Source organism: Flavobacterium sp. LC2016-23 (assembly GCF_009674775.1).
In the GTDB taxonomy this organism is placed as follows: Bacteria; Bacteroidota; Bacteroidia; order Flavobacteriales; family Flavobacteriaceae; genus Flavobacterium.
Genome location: NZ_WKKE01000024.1, coordinates 1 through 21,449, shown reverse-complemented (window position 1 = coordinate 21,449; position 21,449 = coordinate 1). Strand labels below are relative to the sequence as shown.

The window sequence follows — 21,449 nt, the reverse complement described above, 5'->3', positions numbered from 1 at the left end:
TTAGACCCTATTGATAGTGGAAAGTATTGATTTTAACGTGGCACTGTTGTTGTCAAAATCGCCATGACGGAGAGAATCGGTCCACATGCTGTTGTCTGCATTTTCAATATCCTTTGATAATGCCAGTTTGTTGCTTGTAATAAACCTGTTTATTACTTTCAATTCTTCGAATTTGGAATAACGGTCTTCGGCTTTGAACTGTTCATGAAGCCCCATTATTTTGGCATCGGTTTCGTCTTCAAACAAGCCGGATACCAGATAGAGCAGGGAGTAGGTATAGAGGTATCTGACACAGTAATCTTTTTTCTCATACTGTTCCTGCATGGTAAACATCTTGAACTTTTTAAAGACTCCGTTTTCTTTTGCAGGAATTCCTTTTGCGATGAACAGGTCGGTCCTGCAGGCAGGCGCCAGAAAAACGACATTGTTGTATTTTAGCTCTTTGAAGTTTTCGGATGTTACGGCCAGCATATTACAGATTGCGATAGAGCCCGCGCTATGTCCTACCAGTTCAATCGTGAATTTTTTACCGGCAGTTTGTCTTTTTTGGTAATGTGCTTCCAGGAGTTTTAGGAAATAGGTTCCGGCATGTAAATCGTCACCGGACAGCCCTTCGTTATCTGCAAACATTTCCCGGGCCTTTTCTTTCATTTCAGACCAGCCCCATTTGCCGATTTGGTCGATATAAAGCTTCCTGAAAGTTTCTTCTACAACGGTAGGGTAGAAATCATGATGGGTTTCCTTTGCGTAACGTTTAAGAACAGCAAATGCAATTTTAGCTACAAGCGTTCCGATCGTCAGTAACAATCCCCTTGAATCGCCGGCATCAGGATCAGCTGCTGCTACTTCGATTTCTTCTGCTGCCATTTCACCTTCTGCCTGGATCATATCATCGCTATCTTTTTTAAGATCGGCAAAAAAGCCTATTTCATCTTCTTCATCAAACAGAATACTTCCACCTCTGCTGCCTTGGTCTGTAGTATTTTTGAGCTGATCATTCAGTTCGGCAAACGGATATTCTTTTCGCTTTTCTGCTTCTATAGTGGCAGTGTCCAGCGTTTCACCGCCACCGCGGGAATCGATGCCTATTTTTTTTCCGATAAGTTTGATGACAAAGTTCAGTACTTTCCGGAATTGGTTGTCGCTGCTCTTTGAACTGAGATTTTCGACTATGGTCTCCCAGAGCCCTGTTTCCCAGACGAAAGTTACCGCATGGGTTTTGGAAGGAGCATCAACGAAGTTGGCGCGCATTACTTCGGCAGATCCCATGCCGCTGGTTTCATTCACAAGTCCGCCATGGAAGTAAACGAGTAATCTTTCGATGTCGTTTTCCTCCAGGTATTTGAACAGGTTGTCTACATCGGACGGTGAACTGTCATAGTCCCCGGATTTTTTAAAGGTTCCGCCCTGTCCGACGTTGATGTAATAGATTTTTTCAAGATTTGCCATAGATTATGTTTGTTTTTGGCTGTTAATAATCTAATAGAATTACGCTCTTTGTCCAGACAAAAAGATTCTACATTTTATCTGACCTTATATGAAAAAGGAGCCTCCCTTTACTTTGGATCGCAGTATGTCTGATTTTAGTACAAATAGTTAGTTCTGATACTTTACCGGTCAACAGTTTAACAATCAATGCTTTATTTGCTGCGCTAAAATAAAAAGTAAATTTAAAAATAAAAAAGAGAGTAGTAAAGGGTAAAAATACCCGATTATTTTAGGGTAAAACCTCCTATTTTATATAAAAAAGGATCCTGATTTTAGATCCAAACATTTTTCAGTGCTGGTCTAAAGTTTCAGATCCTTATTTTTATTCTAAATTTGAAAGGCAGTTTAGCATTTAATAAGACAATCCCAAAAATGGCAGTAACAATTATTTATTTTTACATTCCGAAACAGGTTACCTTACTGGACTTAGCCGGTGTTCTGGAAGTTTTTCAGGAAGCTAAAAATTTAGGGCTTCCTTATGAGTTAAAATTCATCAGTAGTAATCCTGTCATTACTTCTTCTTCGGGATTAGCACTTTCATCGGTTGTCCATTTTTCAAAAACAAATCCGCGAGGGAATGATATTGTATTTTTATCCGGATTCAGTTCGGCACAAATCAGTAAAATAGATGAGGATGTCTCTTTTTTCGAATGGCTTAAAAAAGCAAATGCAAAGCAGACCACCATAGCAAGTGTATGTAACGGGGCTTTTATTTTGGCGAAATCGGGACTTTTGGATTTTAAGGAATGTACCACGCACTGGAAATTAATAGACAGGTTTCAAAAAGATTTTCCGCTTTTGAAAGTGCAAAGCAATGTCCTGTTTACCAAAGCAGGAAATGTTTATACCAGTGCCGGTATTGTAACAGGTATTGATCTGGCCCTGTTTATTATAGAAGAACGACATGGAAAAGAAGTCGCTACCAGTATTGCCAAAGAATTGGTGGTCTACAAAAGAAGACAGGGAAGTGATCAGCAGGAAAGTGTCTACCTGCAAAACCGAAATCACCGTGATGAAAAAATCCATACCATTCAGGACTGGATTATTTACAATCTCGAGAAAACCTCTACCATTGATTTTTTGGCAGACCTCGTTCATATCGGTCCCCGAAATCTGACACGGATTTTTAAGAAACAGACCGGAATCACGATTGCCGAATACCGTACGAAACTGAGAATCGAAAAAGCAAAAAGCCTCCTGGCGCATTCGGATTATAAGGTAGAAAGCATTGCCCATTTGTGCGGTTACAAGACCTCGAAGCAATTGCGGGTTGTCCTGGAAACCCATCTGCAGGAACTGCCTGGCGAAATTAAAAACAGGCTGTCTTAAAACGACTGTCTTTTGTCCTTGTTTGCATAGGGGAACAGCTGCTATTTTTGTAGTACTAATCTAATTAACAGAAACATGAAACTAAGGGAACAGCATACAGCTTTGATTATTATCGATGTACAAAAAGGGTTTAATGATGAAGACTACTGGGGCGGTAACCGGAACAATAAGGATGCGGAACTAAAAATAGCGCAGCTTCTTGAAAAATGGCGCGCTCTTAAACTCCCTGTCTTTCATATCGTGCACAGTTCGGTACACCCGGACTCCAAACTGCACGAATCGAATCCTGGATTTGAAATTAAAGAAGAAGTACAACCGATGGAAGGCGAGCCTGTACTTGTAAAAAACGTAAACAGTGCTTTTATAGGAACCGATCTAAAAGAAAGGCTGGACGAGCAGGGAATTCATAAATTGGTTTTGACGGGATTAACGACCAATCACTGCGTTTCTACAACCGCACGAATGGCCGGTAATCTAGGGTTTGACGTTTTGGTGATTTCCGATGCCACGGCTACGTTTGACAGGGCAGGGGTCAATGGCGAAAAGTTCGATTCGGAACTAATTCATCAGATCTCTCTGGCGAGTCTGCACAATGAATTTGCCCAGGTGATTACGACCGAAAAAGTATTAGAGCTGGTTTAACTTTTAAAACGGGCATCGTTACTAAAAAGGGGTCTCTGAATTAATGATGAAAAGAGTTACACAAGACGCCCCTTCTTGTTAACAGCTGTGTTTTGATAAGCTGTATTTTTTAAGAATAAACCGGATAATCTAAAAGGTTTCGATTCTTACTTTTAGGCTTCAGGATGTTAATAAACCTGTTATTTTTATAAAAACCAGGGTCAGCCTGCTTTATTTTTTGTATCTTAAAAATCTAATAAATAAAAAATAAGATGACAAAATTAAGAATTTCATTAATCAATATTCACGGACTTTTAAAAGGTTCAGGCTTAGAGATTGGTAGAGATGCTGACAATGGAGGACAAACGAAATATGTTTATGAACTGGCGGAGTTCCTGTCACAACATAAAGATGTAGAACAGGTTCATATCTTTACAAGACTTATTGACGATCCGAATCTTTCTCCGGAATATGCTGTTCCTATTGAAGTTATTAATGAAAAATTAGATATTCGACGAATTCCGTTTTTAGGAAAAAAATACAAGCCAAAAGAGCAATTGTGGGAAGGCCTGGATACCTTTGTCAGTGGCATTGTTCAGCATGTAAAACTTCATGATATATTTCCAAACTGGATTCATTCCCATTATGGTGACGCCGGATATGCAGCCAGTGAATTATCTACCATTTTAAACATCCCTTTTGCGCATACAGGACATTCTTTGGGTTTTTATAAAAAGAAAAAGCTGCTTGAAAGTGGCCTGAATGAGGAAGAAATTGAAAAGAAATTTAAGTTCAGACAAAGAATTGCTGCTGAAGAAAGGACCTTAGCGTTATCAGAGTTTATTGTTACTTCTACAGAACAGGAAATTGAAACGTACCGGCCTTATAAAAACTTTGAATTAGCCAAATATCACGTGATTTCTCCGGGTATTGACACCACTAAATTTGTGCCTTATTATCATCAGGAACAGGATGCTGATAAACAAATGGAAGAAGAACAAAGAAAATATTGGGTAGCTGAAACGATTTCCAAGTTTTTAATAAATCCGCACAAACCCTTTATTTTAGCACTTTCAAGACCCGACCGCCATAAAAATCTTCATACTCTTATTGAAGTTTATGGTAAAGACAAAGAATTGCAAAGTATTGCAAATTTGGTCATTTTTGCCGGAATCAGAAAGGATATTTCGAAAATGCCGGAATCTGAAAAAGATGTTTTAACAGATCTGTTACTATTAATGGATAAATATGATTTATATGGAAAAATGGCAATTCCTAAGAAGCATGATGTAGAAAATGAGGTCTCTATCATTTATCGCTATGCCGCAGAAAAAAGAGGGGTTTTTGTGAATCTGGCTTTGCATGAAAATTTCGGATTAACTGTTATTGAATCGGCAAGTTCCGGTCTGCCCGTTGTGGTTACCAAAAACGGCGGCCCCTCTGAAATTATTCCGACTTGCCAGAATGGTGAATTGGTAGATCCAAAGGATGAAAATCAAATCAAGAAAGCATTGCGGAATATTTTGACCGATGATAACCAATGGCGTTATTACTCCAATAACGGAGCGATTAATATTCAAAAACATTACAGCTGGCTCAGTCACGTTAATCAATATGTTGCCTATGTTAATGAAAACTTATCCTTGTCATCCGGCTCAGGAATTAAAAATCTGCATTACCCCAATATTAACCTCGACCGATTAAAAAGAAAGGTGGAGCATTTATTTGTATCTGATATTGACGGAACATTAATTGCACCGGATTTGGATAATCCGGGACTGAAAGAATTAAAAGAACATTTGATTAATCGTCATGAAAAAATGTCTTTTGCCCTGGCATCCGGAAGAAATTTAGCCCTCGTTAAAAAAGTGATTGAAGAAGAACAATTTCCTTTGCCGGATTTTATTATCTGCGCTGTAGGAACTGAAATTTATTACACCAACGGGAAAGATTATATTTTAGACAAAGGATGGGCTACCTTTTTGGCAGGCCGCTGGAAAAGAGAAGATATTGTAACTCGTTTAAAAGGAATTCCCTGGATCCGATTACAGGAAGAAGAAGCGCAGAATCCGTATAAAATTTCCTACTACTATGAGAAAGAAAAATACAATCATGAGCAGTTAATATCGGCTTTAGGTACAGGATGGTACAAAGTAAATATTATTCCAAGTCACGATGAATTCCTTGATTTTATTCCTAAAAGGGCTTCGAAAGGAAATGCAATTAAATTTTTATGCCGCAAATGGGCTATTCCTTTGTCGAGTGTAATTGCTGCTGGTGATTCGGGAAATGATATCGATATGTTCAGGGGGTCTGTTAAAGGAATTATCGTAGGAAACCGGAGTGCTGAATTGGCGGGATATGAAACCACTAAAAATATTTATGTGGCGAAAAGCGCAGCTTCCTCCGGTATTCTGGAAGGATTAAAACATTATAAAATAATTAAATAAGGATAAGATGTATTCAGGTTCAGGTTTTAGCAGTTGGGAAATTGGAGATGTTGATGTATTTATAGATGAGAAAGGCATGCATCATTTATTTCATTTGATTATTCCCAATCACGATTATATTGCTCATGCAGTTTCAAAAGATGGTCTTTCCTGGAAAAGAGTAAAAAATGCTTTGTTTGTTGGAGATCCCGGAGAATGGGATGATGATATGTTATGGACCATGCATGTGAGTACAAATTCTGATGGCGAAGGATACGAGATGTACTATACAGGTTTAAAAAGGAAAGATAAAGGAATCATGCAAAAAGTAGGCAGGGCGGTTTCTCCTGACTTAATTCACTGGACAAAAGAAAATAAATATAATTTGCCCCTGAAAAGTGAAGCTCCGTATTATGAAAGCAGGGATAATAACCCACGGGAATGGCTCAGTTTCAGGGATCCCTATAAATATCAATTTGAAGGGGAAGATTATTTACTGATTTGTGCCCGCAGTGCCGTAGGACCAACCTACAGAAGAGGCTGCATTGGTGTAGCAAAAAGGGGTGAAAAGGGTTTTGTTCTTGAAAAACCGCTGCATATTGCTTATGTATATGACGATATTGAATGCCCTTGCGTGGTTGAAATAAAAGGAATACATTATTTGCTGGGTTCCATCCGTGAAGATATTAAAGTACGGTATTGGTTTTCGCCTGATTTTAAAGGAGAATACCATGCTTTTCATAATAATGTGCTGTTGCCGCAAGGTAATTATGCGGCAAGAATTGTAAAAGACGGAGATCATTTTTTAATCTATAATTTTTATTTTGTGGGAGGAAATGTCAATACACATCGCGTAATTCCTCCGCCAAAACAATTAGATGTGGATAGTAATGATGGCCGACTATTATTAAAAACCTATCATCATTGGAGAACCTTGTATCAAAGAACAATTCACCAAAGAAACTTACCTGTCCCTGTTCCCATTTTAGGAAACCCTTCGGCAAATTTTGTTGTGGAAAATGAAAATAGATGGAGAATTGGCTGTCGCAGCGGATATGAGGTTTTCTGCTTTGAAAAGCCATCCAATAATTTTGTCTGGGAAGGAAAATTAGCTGTAGAAGGCATGGGAAAAACAGGTTTTGTTATTGAATGTGACGAAGAAGGAACAGCGTATTATATATCAATTGATTTTGTAAACGGTTTTGTTCAGTTCAGGGCCTGGGGATTTAATGAAAAGGATGTAAAGAATAATTTTGTTTTTGAAAATATTCAGACCAATCAATTTGAAATAGTAGAAAGTAAAGAAATCTATTTTAAGATTATCCGCTATGGAAATTATTATGAGCTCTCTGTCAATGAAATTGTAAAATTAACATTATTAGACTTCAAATACAGTGATGGAAAGATAGGGATATATGTTTGTTCTTCCATAATTTCATTAAATGATTCAAAAATTCATGTGCTTCCCGAACCGGAGAATGAATATGCGACTTCTGATCCCAATAAATCATTTGAGGAATTTACTAAAATAACGCAGGTTTAGGTCTTGCTGTTTTATTGTGGTGCCAGGATTACTTTGGATTCCGGTTTCATGATTCCGGATAGTGCTTTTATCCTTTGATATTTTGAATGGCCCATTTGAGCAGGGTGTTTTTTTCTTTGACCAGTCCGAGTTTTTCGATGATATTGCCGCGATGGCCTTCCACGGTTTTTTCGGATAAAAAGAGTAATTCGGCAATTTGTCTGCTTGTTTTGAGCTGGGCGACAAGTTCTATGATTTTCCTTTCGGATAAAGTGAGGCGGGCCAGCTTATCATCAGCATTAAAGGAATCGGATATCAGGTCTTCTTCCAGATAGGCACTCACGTAGCGATTGCCTTTTTGTACTTCTTCCAGACATATTTCGAGTTCTTTCTGGGCGTGCTCTTTTAGGATGTAACCAAAAATACCGTACTCACTTGCTTTTCTGTAAATGGTTATTTCTTTGTGCATGGTGAGCAGGATCACTTTGGTTTTAAGCCTGTTTTCCTGTATTTTTTTGGATACATCCAATCCGTCTAAGCCCGGCATATTAATATCCAGAATGGCGACATCCGGTGTGTGAAGTGTGATTAGATTTAATGCCGAAGTACCGTTCGAACACGTATCGATTACTTTATGCCCGTAGGATTCGACAAAACTTTTGGTTCCCTGCAGCGTAAAAGGATGATCGTCTGCGATTAGTATTCTCATTTTGGTTTTTTTATTTCAATAGTGACAATAGTTCCGTTTTTATCCGATGCAATTTTTGCTTCCCCGTTTATGGCCCTGCTGCGCGCTATAATGTTGTGAAGCCCGAAAGCATTGTTTCCGGACAGTTTTTCGGCTGCATTAAATCCGGTTCCGTTATCCTTCACTTCAATGAGGAGTTCTGTGTCGTTTTCGGTGACGGTAATTTTTGCCGCAACGGCATTGGCATGTTTTATAATATTGGACAACGTTTCCTGAATGATGCGATATACCTGCAATTCATCGGCAGCGGGCAATGAATTGTGGTATTCAATTTCTGAAGTGACCATAAAATTATTAACCGCCTGTACTCTTTCTGTCAATTGTTCAATACTGGCTTTTAACCCTATTTTGTCGAACATTACAGGATGAAGATTCCGGCTTATAATCCGGATGTCGTTTATAATCGTATCAATTTTTTTATCGGTAGTTTCCGATTTTTGTTCGAATGAATTTTTCAGGCTCAGTAATTCATGGCTTACGCTGTCGTGCAGATCACTGGCGATTCGTTTTCGTTCTTCCTCGGTTTTCTCCAGCAATTGTTTGGTGTACAGCTGTGAATTTTGCTTTTCCTGTTTTAAAATTCGTTGTTTTCTTATCAAAGTCAATGCAAAGGTTAATAAAATAAAACCAATGAAGCCGGAAATCAGTAAGGCAATTGTGGCGTTTTTATTGAGAATCGTTTTTTTCTGTAAGGCGATTTGCTGTTCTTTTGCCTGCGTCTGGTATTTCTTGTCCAGCTGTGCTACAATATTGGCCATTTCTTTGCTGCCCAGACTATCTGTGGCTTCATACATACTATCCTGATACAGCATCGATTTTTCGTAATCTTTTTTATTCATGGCATCGTTGTAAAGCACTGCATACAGATCCCTGACCCTTGTGAAATTTTGATTGGCCTTTAGTTCCTCAATGGTTTTATGGATTAGTTTGGTATTGCGGATCCCTTTGTTTTGCTTAGACTCCAGTTCGGCTAGTGCTACCCGGTATTCCTGATTGGTAATGTTGGAGTTCAGAAACAATACATCCGGTTTCAGTTCATCCAGTACTATTCTGGCTTTTGTAATTTTGCTCTGATCAATCAGTTGGTGGGCATAATAGATGTTAATAGAAACTTTAACAGAAGGATCATTGATCTTACTTTTTTTGAAAGCCAGGTATACCGAATCTATCAACGGTTTCATTTTGGTATAATTCATACTTCGGTCGTACAAATTAATTTTATTGTAGAGACAAATAAAGATACTTCCTAAATTTTTCTTTCTGTCTTTAGCATAAGTGACGATCGATTTATTCAAAAAAATTGCTGCTTTATCATAGTCTTTCGAAGCCTGATAAATTTCGGCAATACCCATGTATACGCCGGCTGCAGCGGATATGTTATCTGTTTTTCTGAAATATTCCAATGCTTTGAATTCATTTTTTAAGGCCAGGTTCAGATTCCCTAACAGGTGATGGCACCAGGCAATTGTACGGTAACCGTCTGCTTTTAAATAACAACTGGTATAATCGACTGTTTCAATCGTCGTGTTTTTGCTGTACCATTCAATTGCTTTTTTAATGTCTCCTTTGTCCGTATAATAATCGCCATAATACATGTTGGCAAACCAGGTGTTTTCTTCCGGAATTTCATTTTTATATTTTTCTAAAAATGTCGTAATGGTCTGAAAAAGCCGCTGATCGAAAGAAGCATAACCTGCCGTATTCCAGGCTGCTGCCTGCAGTGTTTTGGCAGCCGTTACATAGTTTTTTTCTTTTAGCTTTTGGTTGTAGTACTGATATAAAGTAGTCTGATAACCGGGTTTTACAAAGTTGGTATCGTCTTTTATCCAGTCAAAAGTTTTATCGATTTTTTCGACGGCCGGTTTTTTATAAAGAACAGCGCTTTCCTTTTTTTCATTACACGAGAAAAAAGCCCCGGTAATAAGAATCGTAATAAGCAGAAAAAGTCCTTTTTTGTATGGAATCATTGGAATGGATTTTTAACAAAAGTATCTTTTTTAATTTGATATCGCGATGATTACATAAAAATCGGGGGTTACCCCTTATATGATAGTTTCTTCTATTGATTCACCTTTGTTACTTAATCCAAAAACGACAATGTATGAAACTAAAATTACTCGAAAAATCAATTTCATTATCCACTGCTAAAAATTACCGGACCAAAATATTCGGTCTTTTTTTGTTTATAATGATTGGTTTTACTTCGGTTAAAGCACAATACACCGCAATACCTGATGCTGCTTTTGAACAAGGCTTAATTAATCAGGGGCTTGATTCCGGTGCCATTGACGGACAGGTATTAACCGCTTCCATTGCCGGTGTCACCAATTTGAACCTGCAGGGCGGAAGTATAAAAGACCTGACTGGAATTAAAGATTTTGCAAGTCTGCAGGAATTGTATCTGAATTATCAGCAGCTTACGGCACTTGATTTATCGGGGATGGCAAGTCTGCGTGTGGTGGAAATCTACGGCAATGATCTTACGGGTATTAATTTGAATGGTTTATTTAATCTGGAGACCTTTCGCTGCGGATCGAATGCCTTAACCACTTTGGACCTGAGCGGATTAACAAATCTGACCCTTCTTTCCTGCGGACAAAACTTACTGACTGCACTGACGCTAACGGGATTAGATAAATTAGAAACTTTTCAGTGTAATGAGAATAAAATTACCAGTCTGAATTTAAGCGGTCTGACGAATTTGACCACTTTAAATTTCGGTGCAAATAAACTGACAACCGCAGATCTGTCGGGATTGACAAAACTAACTGATTTAGCCTGTTATCAGAATCAATTGACCGATTTAAATGTAAGTGCTTTAACAGCTTTGACCAATCTGAATTGTTCGGGGAATAATTTAACGGTACTTGACGTAAGCAATAACCCTGATTTGCAATACTTTTTCTGTACTGAAAACCCGGCACTGACTTGTGTTATTGTCAATAATGTTGCCAATGCCAATATCAATGCTGCTGATGAAAATTGGGGCAAAGATGCAACGGCCAACTATTCCCTGTCTTGCAGCCCTTATGCCGCTGCGGACCAGACTTTTTGTGGTGGTGCAACCGTAGCCAATCTGGCTGCTACGGGTACGGCCATAAAATGGTACCTGGACGCAACAGACGGAACTGCATTGGATCCGGCTACTGCTTTGGTATCGGGAAATTATTATGCTTCGCAAACCATCAATGGCACCGAAAGTGACAGGACTTTAGTAGCTGTAGTGGTAAACACAACACCTCTGCCTTCCAGAAATATGGGGGTAAATGGTACTTTGTGCCGACCTTCTACTTACGCGACACTGGCCTCTAAGTTTAATAATCCCGATGCGATAAAAATTTATGCATCGGCTACAAGTACAACACCTATTGATAGTGCACTTGAAATTACACCGGGTTCTTTTTTAACGCTTTACATTACACAAACCATTAACGGATGTGAAAGTGCAAGACTAACAGATTCTCAAACTTTTGTAAATCCAAATTATGAGCCCACGGTAACAGATCAGACTTTTTGTGCGAGAAACAATCCGACTGTTGCTGATCTGACAGCAACTGCTACCGGTGGTGGTAACACTATCAAATGGTATCTTTCTATGGCGAGTGTTACTCCTTTACTAAGCACAAGAGCATTAGCAACGCGTGATTATTACGTAACCCAATCGGCTTACCCTTGTGGGGAAAGCCCGAGAAAAAAAGTGAGCGTAACGGTAAATCAGTATGACGAAATTTATATCTATACCTGCGGAAGTTACACCTGGCCTTTGAATGGTGTCACGTATACGCAATCAGAAAATGTCACTTTTGATGACGGGTGTACTATTCATTACCTGTACCTGACGATCGCCCCTGTGGATGTACCTGTCATTCATTCTCAATTCAGACTGACCGGTGCTACTATTGCTGATATTACGATTACTCAGGGACAATCGGTCCAGTTTTATGCAGATGCTACAGGCGGAGCACCTCTGGCAGGTACTACGGTTTTGGAAAACAAAACGTATTATGCTTCGCAAAGACAAACGTTTTATGATACCAATGCGCAGTGCGAAAGCGACAGAGTTGCCGTAGACATTACATTGGGTACCATGCCGGAAGGCTATACGTTTATTGCAGATGAACGTTTTGAACAAAAGTTAATTGATCTGGGATATGATGATGTGATCGATAATAAGGTACTTACTGCGAATATTGATACGGTTACAGATTTAAATCTGGTGGCTCTTTCTATTTCTAACTTAACCGGAATTAAAGGTTTTAAGAGTTTAAAGACTCTCGATTTAATCTACAATTCTCTTAGCAACCTGGATGTAAGTGGGATGACCTCTTTGGAAAGAATTGGTGCGTACGGAAATTATCTGAGGACAGTGAATCTAAACGGAGTGAAGAATCTAAAAGAGATTAATTTTGGGAATTCGGCTTTAACGGATTTAAACCTGTCGGGATTAACGGCTTTGGAAAAAATAGAAGTGAGCGGACCGCTTACTAATTTAGATTTAAGTGATCAGGTTAATTTAACCGATTTGAATTGCAGGTATACGAAAATTACAGGGTTGAATTTAAAAAACAAACCAAATTTGGTTTACATGAATGCTACTCAGGCGGAAAACCTGACGTGTATTATAGTAGACGATATTGCAGCGGCTAATGCCAATACCAATTGGTCAAAAGATGGCGGAGCCAATTATTCAGAAGGGACTGCCCATGTTACTACAGCAACTGTTTGTGACAGTTATACCTGGGCTGTCAATACTGTTACGTATACAACATCAGGAAAATATACTGTGGTAAATAACTGCCATAGTGAAGAATTGAATCTAACCGTTAATCCGACAATAAACAGTACTAAAACGGTTACCGCCTGCGAAAGTTATGTTTGGGATTATAACGGACAAACCTATACGGAATCGGGCATTTATACGCCTAAGGGTGCAACACCCTGTGAATCGGCTACGCTGAATTTAACGATTACGCCATCTGTAGTGCCTACTTTCGCAGCCATTGACCCTATTTGCCAGGGAGCTGTTTTAGCAGATCTGCCAACAGTTTCGAATAACGGAATAACAGGAACCTGGTCTCCGGCACTAAACAATCAGGCTACCACGACCTATACTTTTGTACCGGAACTGAATGCCTGTGCTACGCAAACCACTTTGGAAATAGTGGTTACTCCGGCCGTAACAATCAGTAAAACGGCTACCGCCTGCGGAAGTTATGTTTGGGATTATAATGGTCTGACTTATACGGAATCAGGTATTTACACGGCTACGGGTGTAACAGCCTGCGAATCGGCTACGTTAAACTTAACGATTACGCCATCTGTAGTGCCTACTTTCGAAGCCATTGACCCTATTTGTCAGGGAGCTGTCTTAGCAGATCTGCCAACGGTTTCGAATAACGGAATAAAAGGAACCTGGTCTCCGGCACTAAACAATCAGGCTACCACGACCTATACATTTGTACCGGAACTGAATGCCTGTGCTACGCAAACCACTTTGGAAATTGTGGTTACTCCGGCCGTAACCATCAGTAAAACGGCTACCGCCTGCAGAAGTTATGTTTGGGATTATAATGGACTGACGTATACGGAATCGGGTATTTATTCAGTTGCAGGGGCAACAGCTTGTGCGTCTGCTACTTTGAATTTAACGATTACGCCATCTGTAGTACCTACTTTTACACCCATAGCCGCTATTTGCCAGGGAGCTGTTTTAGCAGATCTGCCAACGGTTTCGAATAACGGAATAACAGGAACCTGGTCTCCGGCACTAAACAATCAGGCTACCACGACCTATACATTTGTACCGGAACTGAATGCTTGTGCTACACAAACCACTTTGGAAATTGTGGTTACTCCTGCGATTGATGGATCTGTTGACTATAGTAACGGAATTTTATCGTCAAATATGCCAAATGCAACATATCAATGGATCGACTGTGCGAATAATAATGCTGTAATTCCAGGAGCGGTAAATCAAACCTATACACCTGCAACATCAGGTACCTACAGCGTTGTCATTACTTCAGGAAGCTGTTCCGTAACTTCAGATTGTATAAAGGTTACCACTTTAGGAAGAACTGATTTTGATCCTGTTTCTAATTTGAGAGTATATCCGAATCCTTCTCATGATGTCTTTAATATTGAAGCGGACACTGCTGCAAAAATTGAAGTGTATGATAGTCTGGGGAAAGAAATAAGAACTGAAAACATTAACGAAGGGACCTCAAAATTAGATATGAGTTCCTATCCGACAGGATTGTATTTTCTTAAAATAACAAATGAAAACAATCAAAGAAAAACAGTCAAAATCGTTAAGAATTAATTTTTTTACCGGTGTTCTTTTTTAAATAAATTATATTTTTTAGTAGTAGTAAAAAGCCAGTGGAATTATTTTCACTGGCTTTTTTATTGCTTTTAAATTATATCTTTATTCATTTGGCTTCCGTACAGAAATCTATTCAGTAAATATTTGATATGGCGGTGCAGTGCTCAAATCCGGTTAAATTTCAGGAATACTACAGAAACCGTAATTTTTCTTCTTCGATATCTAAAGAATGCATTTGCCTTCTGATAATGGACTCATCTATACTCAGGTCGGTTCTGTTCTTTTCCAGTAACCATTGCCGTTGTTTGTCTAATAAATCAAGATAAATAACTTTAAGTTCTTTTCCAATGGATTCATCTTCGATTCCGTTACTGTATTGTTCCCACTTTAGAATAAGATGTTGCAATGCAGGATTGTTTTCTACCTGGTCACTATAATTTATTTTTAAATAATCTACCGCATACTCGGCCAGTTCCTGTCGTATATTTTTATAAACTTCATCACGTGGGAGAGAGTCGTCCAGGGAGCTAAAATTAATTTTCCGGATAAAATAGGGAAGTGTTAAGCCCTGAATGAGCAAGGTGAGAAGAATAACAATAAAAGTGATAAACAAAATAAGGTTACGCTGTGGAAATCCATTGCCATTGTTCAGGTAAACCGGTATAGATAAAGCGGCCGCTAAGGAAACAACGCCTCTCATACCTGTCCATCCGAGTATGAAGGGTGCTTTTAGGCCCGGATTTTTGCTATCTGCTACGGTTATAAAATTACGTGCAATCATTGTCACCACGACAGCGCCATAGGAAGACAATATCCGGCTTACTATTAAAACAAATGTAATCATAATACCATACCCAATGGCTGAAAGAAGTCCTACGCCTTCGAGTCCACGGGTAATTTGCGGAAGATCCAGTCCGATGAGCATAAAGACAAAGCCGTTTAATATAAAACAAAAACTTTCCCACACATTTATGCCCTGCAAACGAGATTTGCTGGTCAGGAAACGGTGCCTGTTATTAGACAAAAGCAAACCGCCGCTCACAACGGCTAATACTCCCGAGCAGTGCACCTCTTCAGCAGACAAATATATAATATAGGGTGTAAGTAAGGTCAGAACGATATCTGCGTTGTTATCGGTAGGAAGGTATTTATGGGCTTTCATGAAAATCCATCCGATACATAAACCAATAGAGACACCGCCAATAATCATCCAGCTAAAACTTGCTGCGGCTTTATAAAATATAAATTGCTCGGTGGCGACGGCGATCATCGCAAATCTGAAAATGATCAGTGATGAAGCATCGTTTAATAAACTTTCGCCTTCTAAAATTGACGAAATAGTTTTGGGAACTTTTACAAATTTTAAAATGGCACCTGCACTGACGGCATCCGGCGGGGAGACAATACCTCCGAGCACAAAACCCAATGCGAGTGAAAATCCCGGAATAAAATAATTGGCAACCAGTGCCACGGAAAGTGCCGAAAGAAAAACAACTACAAATGCAAAGCTTGTAATGATTCTCCTCCAGCGCCACAATTCCTTCCACGAAACAGTCCATGCGGCTTCGTAAAGCAATGGCGGTAAAAAAATAAAAAATATGAGATCGGGTTCTATGTTTATAAAAGGCCTGCCGGGTATAAAACTTATAATCAATCCTGCCAGCACTAACAGGATAGGGTAGGCTACTTTTATTTTATTAGCCAGCATAATCAGTAATAAAATAACGACTAATATACCGAGATAAAAAGGGAAATTTTCAAGCATTCGTTTGGTTCTAAAATAGTTTTTAATTTAAGCTGCTATATTCGACCGGAATATAAGCCTTGTTTTTCTTGGACATTCGGTTAAAATGTTATCGGATTAATTGACCTGTTGGTATCAAAAATGCCTTCTTTGGTGCTGTTGACGTTTCAACTTTAGTAAGAGGCTCTCCTGATATAAATATTCAATTAACAGTACAAATATACTGTTCAGATGGCTACTAAGTTAAAGTATTTGTCCCAATCGGAAAAATGGGTAAGAATAACAGCGGTATATCATGATTTTAAGGAAAGCGAAGGCCACCGAAAACAAGGTTCGTTGTTCGATAGTTCAAAAATGACTTTTGCAGTAAATTCAGGATTTTTTACCTGTTTGATTCCAGCCAAAAATAAACGAATCCCCACTGCCGAAAAGATAAACCATTTACTAAAAAGTTCAAAGTTCAATGGCTGGTTATGAAATACTCTGATAAAAAAGCAACTACAGGAATGACAAAAGTTAAAAATGTTACACTGCTGATGTAGAATACATTGGTCGTGTTTTCTTCTTTGTTTGTTGTCATTATTTTGTCCTTTTAGTCCCACTGCAAGTTGCCCCTGCACGGGTATTCCAAATTGCAGCTGTATCTGAAGCCTTCGCGGCAGTGCGGTATCAATTCTATTATAAAAATAGCGGCACAAATCAAAAGGCTTTTTAGTATGGAAGCCTGCGTAGCTGTGCTTTACAGGAAAGTACCAAACCTCTCAAAATGGCAGGTATAACCGTTAGGATTTTTTACAAGGTAATCCTGATGATATTCCTCCGCAGGCCAGAATTTTGTGTAAGGTTCGAGTGTTGTGACCACTTTACCTGGCCAGCGCCCGGAATCATCGACAATTTTAATGATCTCCCTGGCCGTTTCTTCTTCCTCTTCATTCTGGATAAATAAAGCAGATCTGTAACTGGATCCCCTGTCATTGCCCTGCTGATCGACAGTCGAGGGGTCATGCATTCTGAAAAAATAATCAAGAAGTTTACGATAGGAGGTTTCATTGGGATCGTAGGTAATTTCTATGCCTTCCGCGTGTCCGGGATGGTTAGGATAAGTGGGGTTGTCATTGCTTCCGCCAATATAACCCACCTGAGTGTCTTTGACTCCTGGACGAACACGGAACAGATCTTCCATTCCCCAGAAACAGCCGCCGGCTATGTATGCTTTTTTTAAATTTTCCATGATTGGTATAGATTAAGTAAATTGTTATTTAAATGATTGTCCTTATTTTTCTTTATAAGCAAAACTAAAGATAAGGCAGTAAATCCAAATTAGGGTAATACGTACTGAAATTAAATTAGGAAACCGGAAAGCTAAAATAATTGAAAGCAGGTAAATAAAAAAGAAACAGCTATAAAAAAGCCACCCGGTATCATACTTATGAAACCGGGTGACAATTAAAAAATAAAATAAACACAATCTCTAGAACGAATACCTAACTCCAAATTGTCCCTGGAATCTTGAGGCTAATTGATCTACAGTGTAAGGTGATGATGCAGGTTTCTGGAAAGTGTAAGTTGGATCGCCAGTAGCAACTCCGCCTAAGTTTCCTGATTTTGTTAAACCTAAATTGGCTGTTGAATTATAGGTATTTGGAACGAAATAACTTCTTCCCCAGTCTTTGTTGATAAGGTTTCCAATATTGGCCAAACTAAATGAAATCTGGAAGGTTCCTACTTTTGTAACTTTAATTTCATCCATTAATTTCAAATCTGCCTGGATGTTCCATGGAGTAGTGTCGCCATTTCTTTCTGTGAAATTTCCTCTTCTGCTTTTCAAATAATCATTTCCGTTAACGAAAGCTTCGTAATCAGCTACTTGTTGTGCTGCTGTAGCCGATGGAACTCCCGCTGGACTTACTCCAATATATTTAGCGGCTTCTGCTGCGTCTTTAAAGATATACGCCAATCCTGCTGCCTGTCCTGTTCCAGCGATGGTTGAGTTTACAAATCCCCATGAAAACGGGTTTCCGGATTGTGCATTAAAATAAACATTGGCAGAAAAAGTATTGTTATCAGCCAATTTTAAGGCATACCCAACATTAGAAACGATTCTGTGTTTGATATTAAAGTTAGAAGTGGCCAGTTGCGGATCATTTGGTGTTAAGGACTGGTTCATCTGGAAGTTACTTTCCATAGAGTTACGAATTCCGTTGGTCACATCACGGGAATTTCCGTAGGTGTACGCCACCATGAAATTTAAACCAAAATCGTATGTTTTTGAAACCATTTCGGTAATGCTGTATCGGTATCCTTTATTGGTATTGGAAAGGAGGTACGCATTTGAAAAAGCAGGATTGATATTAGCAGCATAAATTGGCATCTGATGATTCGTGTCATAAGAGAAATAAGTAGGGTTATCTGTCTTATTTACCTGTTGAAATTCAAGATCGCGAATTACTTTGGTATAAATCCCTTCGGTTGTAAACTTATAGCCGTCGATGATTTTATCTATTGCAAGGGAGTTTCTTAAAACAGCCGGCATTTTAAATTTATTGTCCACCAAATCTGCCTGTACTTTTGGCGTTGCATCGTGATAGCCGTTTAGTCCATTATTTGCCAATGGATCGCCAGCCGCTGCAACTTGTGCCGCTGTAAGGTTGTTTTTGTCGTAACTTCCGTATCCTACACCATCATTGTAATAGGCATACCCTAACCACGCAAACGGAATTCTGCCTGTAAATACGCCTGATCCTCCTCTTAAAACAAGTGTTTTATCTTCGTCTACATTATAGGTAAATCCTATTCTTGGAGAAACTAAAGCAGTACTGAAAAAGTTGTTTTTGATCTGATTTAATGGCGTATAAGTATAGGTTGTACCATAATTAGGATCAGCCGGAGAGTTTTGTACCTGTGCACTCAGATTCGGTTTGGTAGGCAAATCGGTGTAATCTACACGCACACCCGGAGTAACTTTTAATTTGTTGCCAATTCTGATTTCATCCTGTACATAAAAACTATAAAGGTTGACTTTGAATTTAGCATACGGATTATTAAAAATCTCATCTCTGCTCGCACCGTCAAACGGATACGTTCCACGAACACGAGAAGGCAATTTATTGTAGAAATCAGCTAAAGATTTGTATGAAACTCTTCCGTTAAGTGCATTTACGAATCCGTAATTGATGTCGTAGAATTCGTTGTGCGTACCAAAAAGCAACGTATGGTTTCCGGTTTTGTACGTAAGGTTGTCTGTGATTTCAGCTGTATTTTGTTTCATATTAAAAACAGTTGCTTCACGATCATTTCCTAAGAAAATAGTACCTCCGTTATACCCAATTTCCGTCTGAGGAAACATCGTATTGCCTGATTTTGGATTACGATAATCTTTAATCGCTGAATAACTGGCAATAAAGGAGTTTGACCATTGACTGTTGAAATGACTTTTTAATTCTAAAACCGTACTGATGGATTGGTTTTTCTGTGTGAAATCCATACTTGAAAACCTGAAATTTGCTGCATCACGCTCTAAGTTTGAAGCTTCAGAGATAACCGTATTGTTTCGTAACGAAAGGGAATGTTTGTCATTAATTTTCCAGTCTAATTTATTGAAGAATTTCTGGCTTTTTGCAAAGTTGTTGTACGCACCATAACTGCCCGGGTCAAATCCGTAATTTGTTTTAACGAAATTCGAAATTTGTTCTGCTGTGGCGTTATCCACTAACGAAGTTAGTTTTCCGGCAGAATTGGTTTGTCCGGCATTGTAAAATAAAGGATCAGTTCGCTCCGCATATTCCATATTCGTAAAGAAGAATAATTTGTCTTTTACAATTGGTAAACCCAATCGGAAACCCACCTGGTAATCACCAAAAGAGTTTGGCATTTTAGAACCGTCACCGGCATTGTTCGGGCCTGTAATGGCAGCACTTCTGCCATAACTGTAAATAGATCCGCTTACTGTATTGGTACCACTGCGGGTTACGGCATTCACGCTGCCTCCCAAAAAGTTTCCTAATTTAATATCGTAGGGAGCAATGTAAACCTGAATATCCTGTATCGCATCCAGACTTATCGAATTCGAACGCGTGCTGCTTCCCGGCATACCTGAAGTTCCGGACTGCCCTCCTAAAGACGGACTAAATCCGATGGCATCATTGTTTATAGAACCGTCAATCGTTACGTTATTGTATCTGAAATTGGTTCCGGCAAAAGAATTGTTTGAACTCTGCGGTACCAGTTTTGTAACATCCTGAATCCCTCTGTTGATTAACGGAAGACCATTTACCTGTTTTTCGTTAATATTGGTTCCGTTATTTTTAGATGAAGGTTTAGAACTTGTGATGACAACTTCTTCCAGTACATTATTGTCCGCTTTACTAACCACGATGGTCGGTAAATCATTATCACCAAGGGCTAAAAATATTTGTGCGTTAGAGTAATCTTTGGTGTCCCTGCTTTTAATTTCCAGTTCGTAAGGGCCGCCGGCATTTAAATTTTCGAAACTAAACCTACCCTGTTTGTCTGTTACAGCTCTGTAGACTGCGTTTGTAGGTAAATGAGTTAATGTAACCTCGGCATCGGTAAGAGCACTTGTACCATCACTTACTTTTGCAGATAAGGACGAGGTTGTAATCTGAGCAAAAATGTTCCCCATAACAAGAAGCATTAAAGCCGAAAAAAAGAGTTTTAGTTTTGTCATGTTGTTTTAGTTTTTATTTGACAAAGAAAATCCCTTTGTTCCGATCCCATTTAACGTTTTTGTTAACTTAAAATCATAAAACAATTTAGTGTTATCTTAAAATTAGGAACGTGTTATTTTTATAAAAGAGAGCTAACTCTTTAAAATCAATTACTTGTGTAAAAATCTAAAAATAAGTAGATTAGAGTTATATTTAAAGCAGATTAGAAAAAGATTAGAGTGTTAAGCCAGTGTTATGGATTGCAAAAAACAGCATCCCCAAATAGTACCGTTGTGATGTAAAATATCCCATTTTTAGCTGTTGAGTGTTTTTTTTTAATAGTAAAAACATAGAAAAATAGTTTTTATAACGTCATACAAGCGATTTTTTTCAGACAGATTTTAGTTCCATGTTTTTAATTTTTTCACGCAGATTTATCAGATATTGCAGATTTTTTTCTTCCCATTAGATTTACAAAAACTTAAAACTTAAAATTTAAATCTGCTCAATCTGCAAAATCTGCGAGAGATAAAAAAACATAATAATTTTTTCATCTCGATCTAACGCTTTTTAAAG

General features: G+C 38.6%; 12 protein-coding genes. 6 read left to right on the top strand and 6 right to left on the bottom strand.

Going from position 1 to position 21,449, the window contains the following annotated elements:
* On the bottom strand, positions 1-1,449 hold the full coding sequence (locus tag GJU43_RS18545; RefSeq protein WP_154342774.1) for a hypothetical protein: 1,449 nt from the start codon (positions 1,447-1,449) through the stop codon (positions 1-3).
* A gap of 411 nt (positions 1,450-1,860) precedes the next feature.
* On the opposite strand from GJU43_RS18545, the gene GJU43_RS18540 reads away from it, so the two are divergent.
* The 4 genes from GJU43_RS18540 to GJU43_RS18525 all read left to right on the top strand — a co-directional run bounded on the left by GJU43_RS18540 (position 1,861) and on the right by GJU43_RS18525 (position 7,410).
* Positions 1,861-2,817, top strand: coding sequence for a GlxA family transcriptional regulator (locus GJU43_RS18540; RefSeq protein ID WP_154342772.1), 957 nt, complete (start codon positions 1,861-1,863; stop codon positions 2,815-2,817).
* Between the two features lie 75 nt (positions 2,818-2,892).
* A complete protein-coding gene (locus GJU43_RS18535) occupies positions 2,893-3,459 on the top strand; it encodes a cysteine hydrolase family protein (RefSeq protein ID WP_154342770.1) in 567 nt (188 codons plus the stop codon).
* A gap of 251 nt (positions 3,460-3,710) precedes the next feature.
* A complete protein-coding gene (locus tag GJU43_RS18530; protein WP_154342768.1) occupies positions 3,711-5,888 on the top strand; it encodes an HAD-IIB family hydrolase in 2,178 nt (725 codons plus the stop codon).
* A gap of 7 nt (positions 5,889-5,895) precedes the next feature.
* On the top strand, positions 5,896-7,410 hold the full coding sequence (locus GJU43_RS18525) for a glycosyl hydrolase family 32 (protein WP_154342767.1): 1,515 nt from the start codon (positions 5,896-5,898) through the stop codon (positions 7,408-7,410).
* Between the two features lie 67 nt (positions 7,411-7,477).
* On the opposite strand, the gene GJU43_RS18520 is transcribed toward GJU43_RS18525, so the two are convergent.
* Positions 7,478-8,098, bottom strand: coding sequence for a response regulator transcription factor (locus GJU43_RS18520; RefSeq protein ID WP_154342765.1), 621 nt, complete (start codon positions 8,096-8,098; stop codon positions 7,478-7,480).
* Complete coding sequence (locus tag GJU43_RS18515) at positions 8,095-10,104, bottom strand: ATP-binding protein (protein WP_154342763.1); 2,010 nt, start codon at positions 10,102-10,104, stop codon at positions 8,095-8,097. The genes GJU43_RS18520 and GJU43_RS18515 overlap by 4 nt, the downstream gene beginning before the upstream one ends.
* A 134-nt stretch (positions 10,105-10,238) precedes the next feature.
* On the opposite strand from GJU43_RS18515, the gene GJU43_RS18510 reads away from it, so the two are divergent.
* Entirely contained in the window at positions 10,239-14,459 is a 4,221-nt protein-coding gene (locus GJU43_RS18510; protein WP_154342761.1) for a T9SS type A sorting domain-containing protein, read from the top strand.
* 193 nt (positions 14,460-14,652) lie between these two features.
* Here the strand turns inward: GJU43_RS18510 and GJU43_RS18505 are convergent, their stop codons facing one another.
* Positions 14,653-16,227 (bottom strand): Na+/H+ antiporter, encoded by a 1,575-nt coding sequence (locus GJU43_RS18505; protein ID WP_154342759.1) that lies wholly within the window; start codon positions 16,225-16,227, stop codon positions 14,653-14,655.
* 210 nt (positions 16,228-16,437) lie between these two features.
* Between GJU43_RS18505 and GJU43_RS18500 the strand changes: the two genes are divergently transcribed.
* On the top strand, positions 16,438-16,683 hold the full coding sequence (locus GJU43_RS18500) for a hypothetical protein (protein WP_154342758.1): 246 nt from the start codon (positions 16,438-16,440) through the stop codon (positions 16,681-16,683).
* A gap of 262 nt (positions 16,684-16,945) precedes the next feature.
* On the opposite strand, the gene msrA is transcribed toward GJU43_RS18500, so the two are convergent.
* Together msrA and GJU43_RS18490 are read right to left on the bottom strand one after the other, a co-directional pair.
* Complete coding sequence (gene msrA / locus GJU43_RS18495) at positions 16,946-17,437, bottom strand: peptide-methionine (S)-S-oxide reductase MsrA (RefSeq protein WP_154342756.1); 492 nt, start codon at positions 17,435-17,437, stop codon at positions 16,946-16,948.
* Positions 17,438-17,677: 240 nt separating this feature from the next.
* A complete protein-coding gene (locus GJU43_RS18490; protein ID WP_154342754.1) occupies positions 17,678-20,893 on the bottom strand; it encodes a TonB-dependent receptor in 3,216 nt (1,071 codons plus the stop codon).
* Positions 20,894-21,449 lie beyond the last annotated feature (556 nt).

Excerpts from the sequence above, each read along its gene's own strand:
- GJU43_RS18545 (WP_154342774.1), bottom strand. The coding sequence starts at position 1,449 with ATGGCAAATCTTGAAAAAATCTATTACATCAACGTCGGACAGGGCGGA.
- GJU43_RS18540 (WP_154342772.1), top strand. The coding sequence starts at position 1,861 with ATGGCAGTAACAATTATTTATTTTTACATTCCGAAACAGGTTACCTTA.
- GJU43_RS18535 (WP_154342770.1), top strand. The coding sequence starts at position 2,893 with ATGAAACTAAGGGAACAGCATACAGCTTTGATTATTATCGATGTACAA.
- GJU43_RS18530 (WP_154342768.1), top strand. The coding sequence starts at position 3,711 with ATGACAAAATTAAGAATTTCATTAATCAATATTCACGGACTTTTAAAA.
- GJU43_RS18525 (WP_154342767.1), top strand. The coding sequence starts at position 5,896 with ATGTATTCAGGTTCAGGTTTTAGCAGTTGGGAAATTGGAGATGTTGAT.
- GJU43_RS18520 (WP_154342765.1), bottom strand. The coding sequence starts at position 8,098 with ATGAGAATACTAATCGCAGACGATCATCCTTTTACGCTGCAGGGAACC.
- GJU43_RS18515 (WP_154342763.1), bottom strand. The coding sequence starts at position 10,104 with ATGATTCCATACAAAAAAGGACTTTTTCTGCTTATTACGATTCTTATT.
- GJU43_RS18510 (WP_154342761.1), top strand. The coding sequence starts at position 10,239 with ATGAAACTAAAATTACTCGAAAAATCAATTTCATTATCCACTGCTAAA.
- GJU43_RS18505 (WP_154342759.1), bottom strand. The coding sequence starts at position 16,227 with ATGCTTGAAAATTTCCCTTTTTATCTCGGTATATTAGTCGTTATTTTA.
- GJU43_RS18500 (WP_154342758.1), top strand. The coding sequence starts at position 16,438 with ATGGCTACTAAGTTAAAGTATTTGTCCCAATCGGAAAAATGGGTAAGA.
- msrA (WP_154342756.1), bottom strand. The coding sequence starts at position 17,437 with ATGGAAAATTTAAAAAAAGCATACATAGCCGGCGGCTGTTTCTGGGGA.
- GJU43_RS18490 (WP_154342754.1), bottom strand. The coding sequence starts at position 20,893 with ATGACAAAACTAAAACTCTTTTTTTCGGCTTTAATGCTTCTTGTTATG.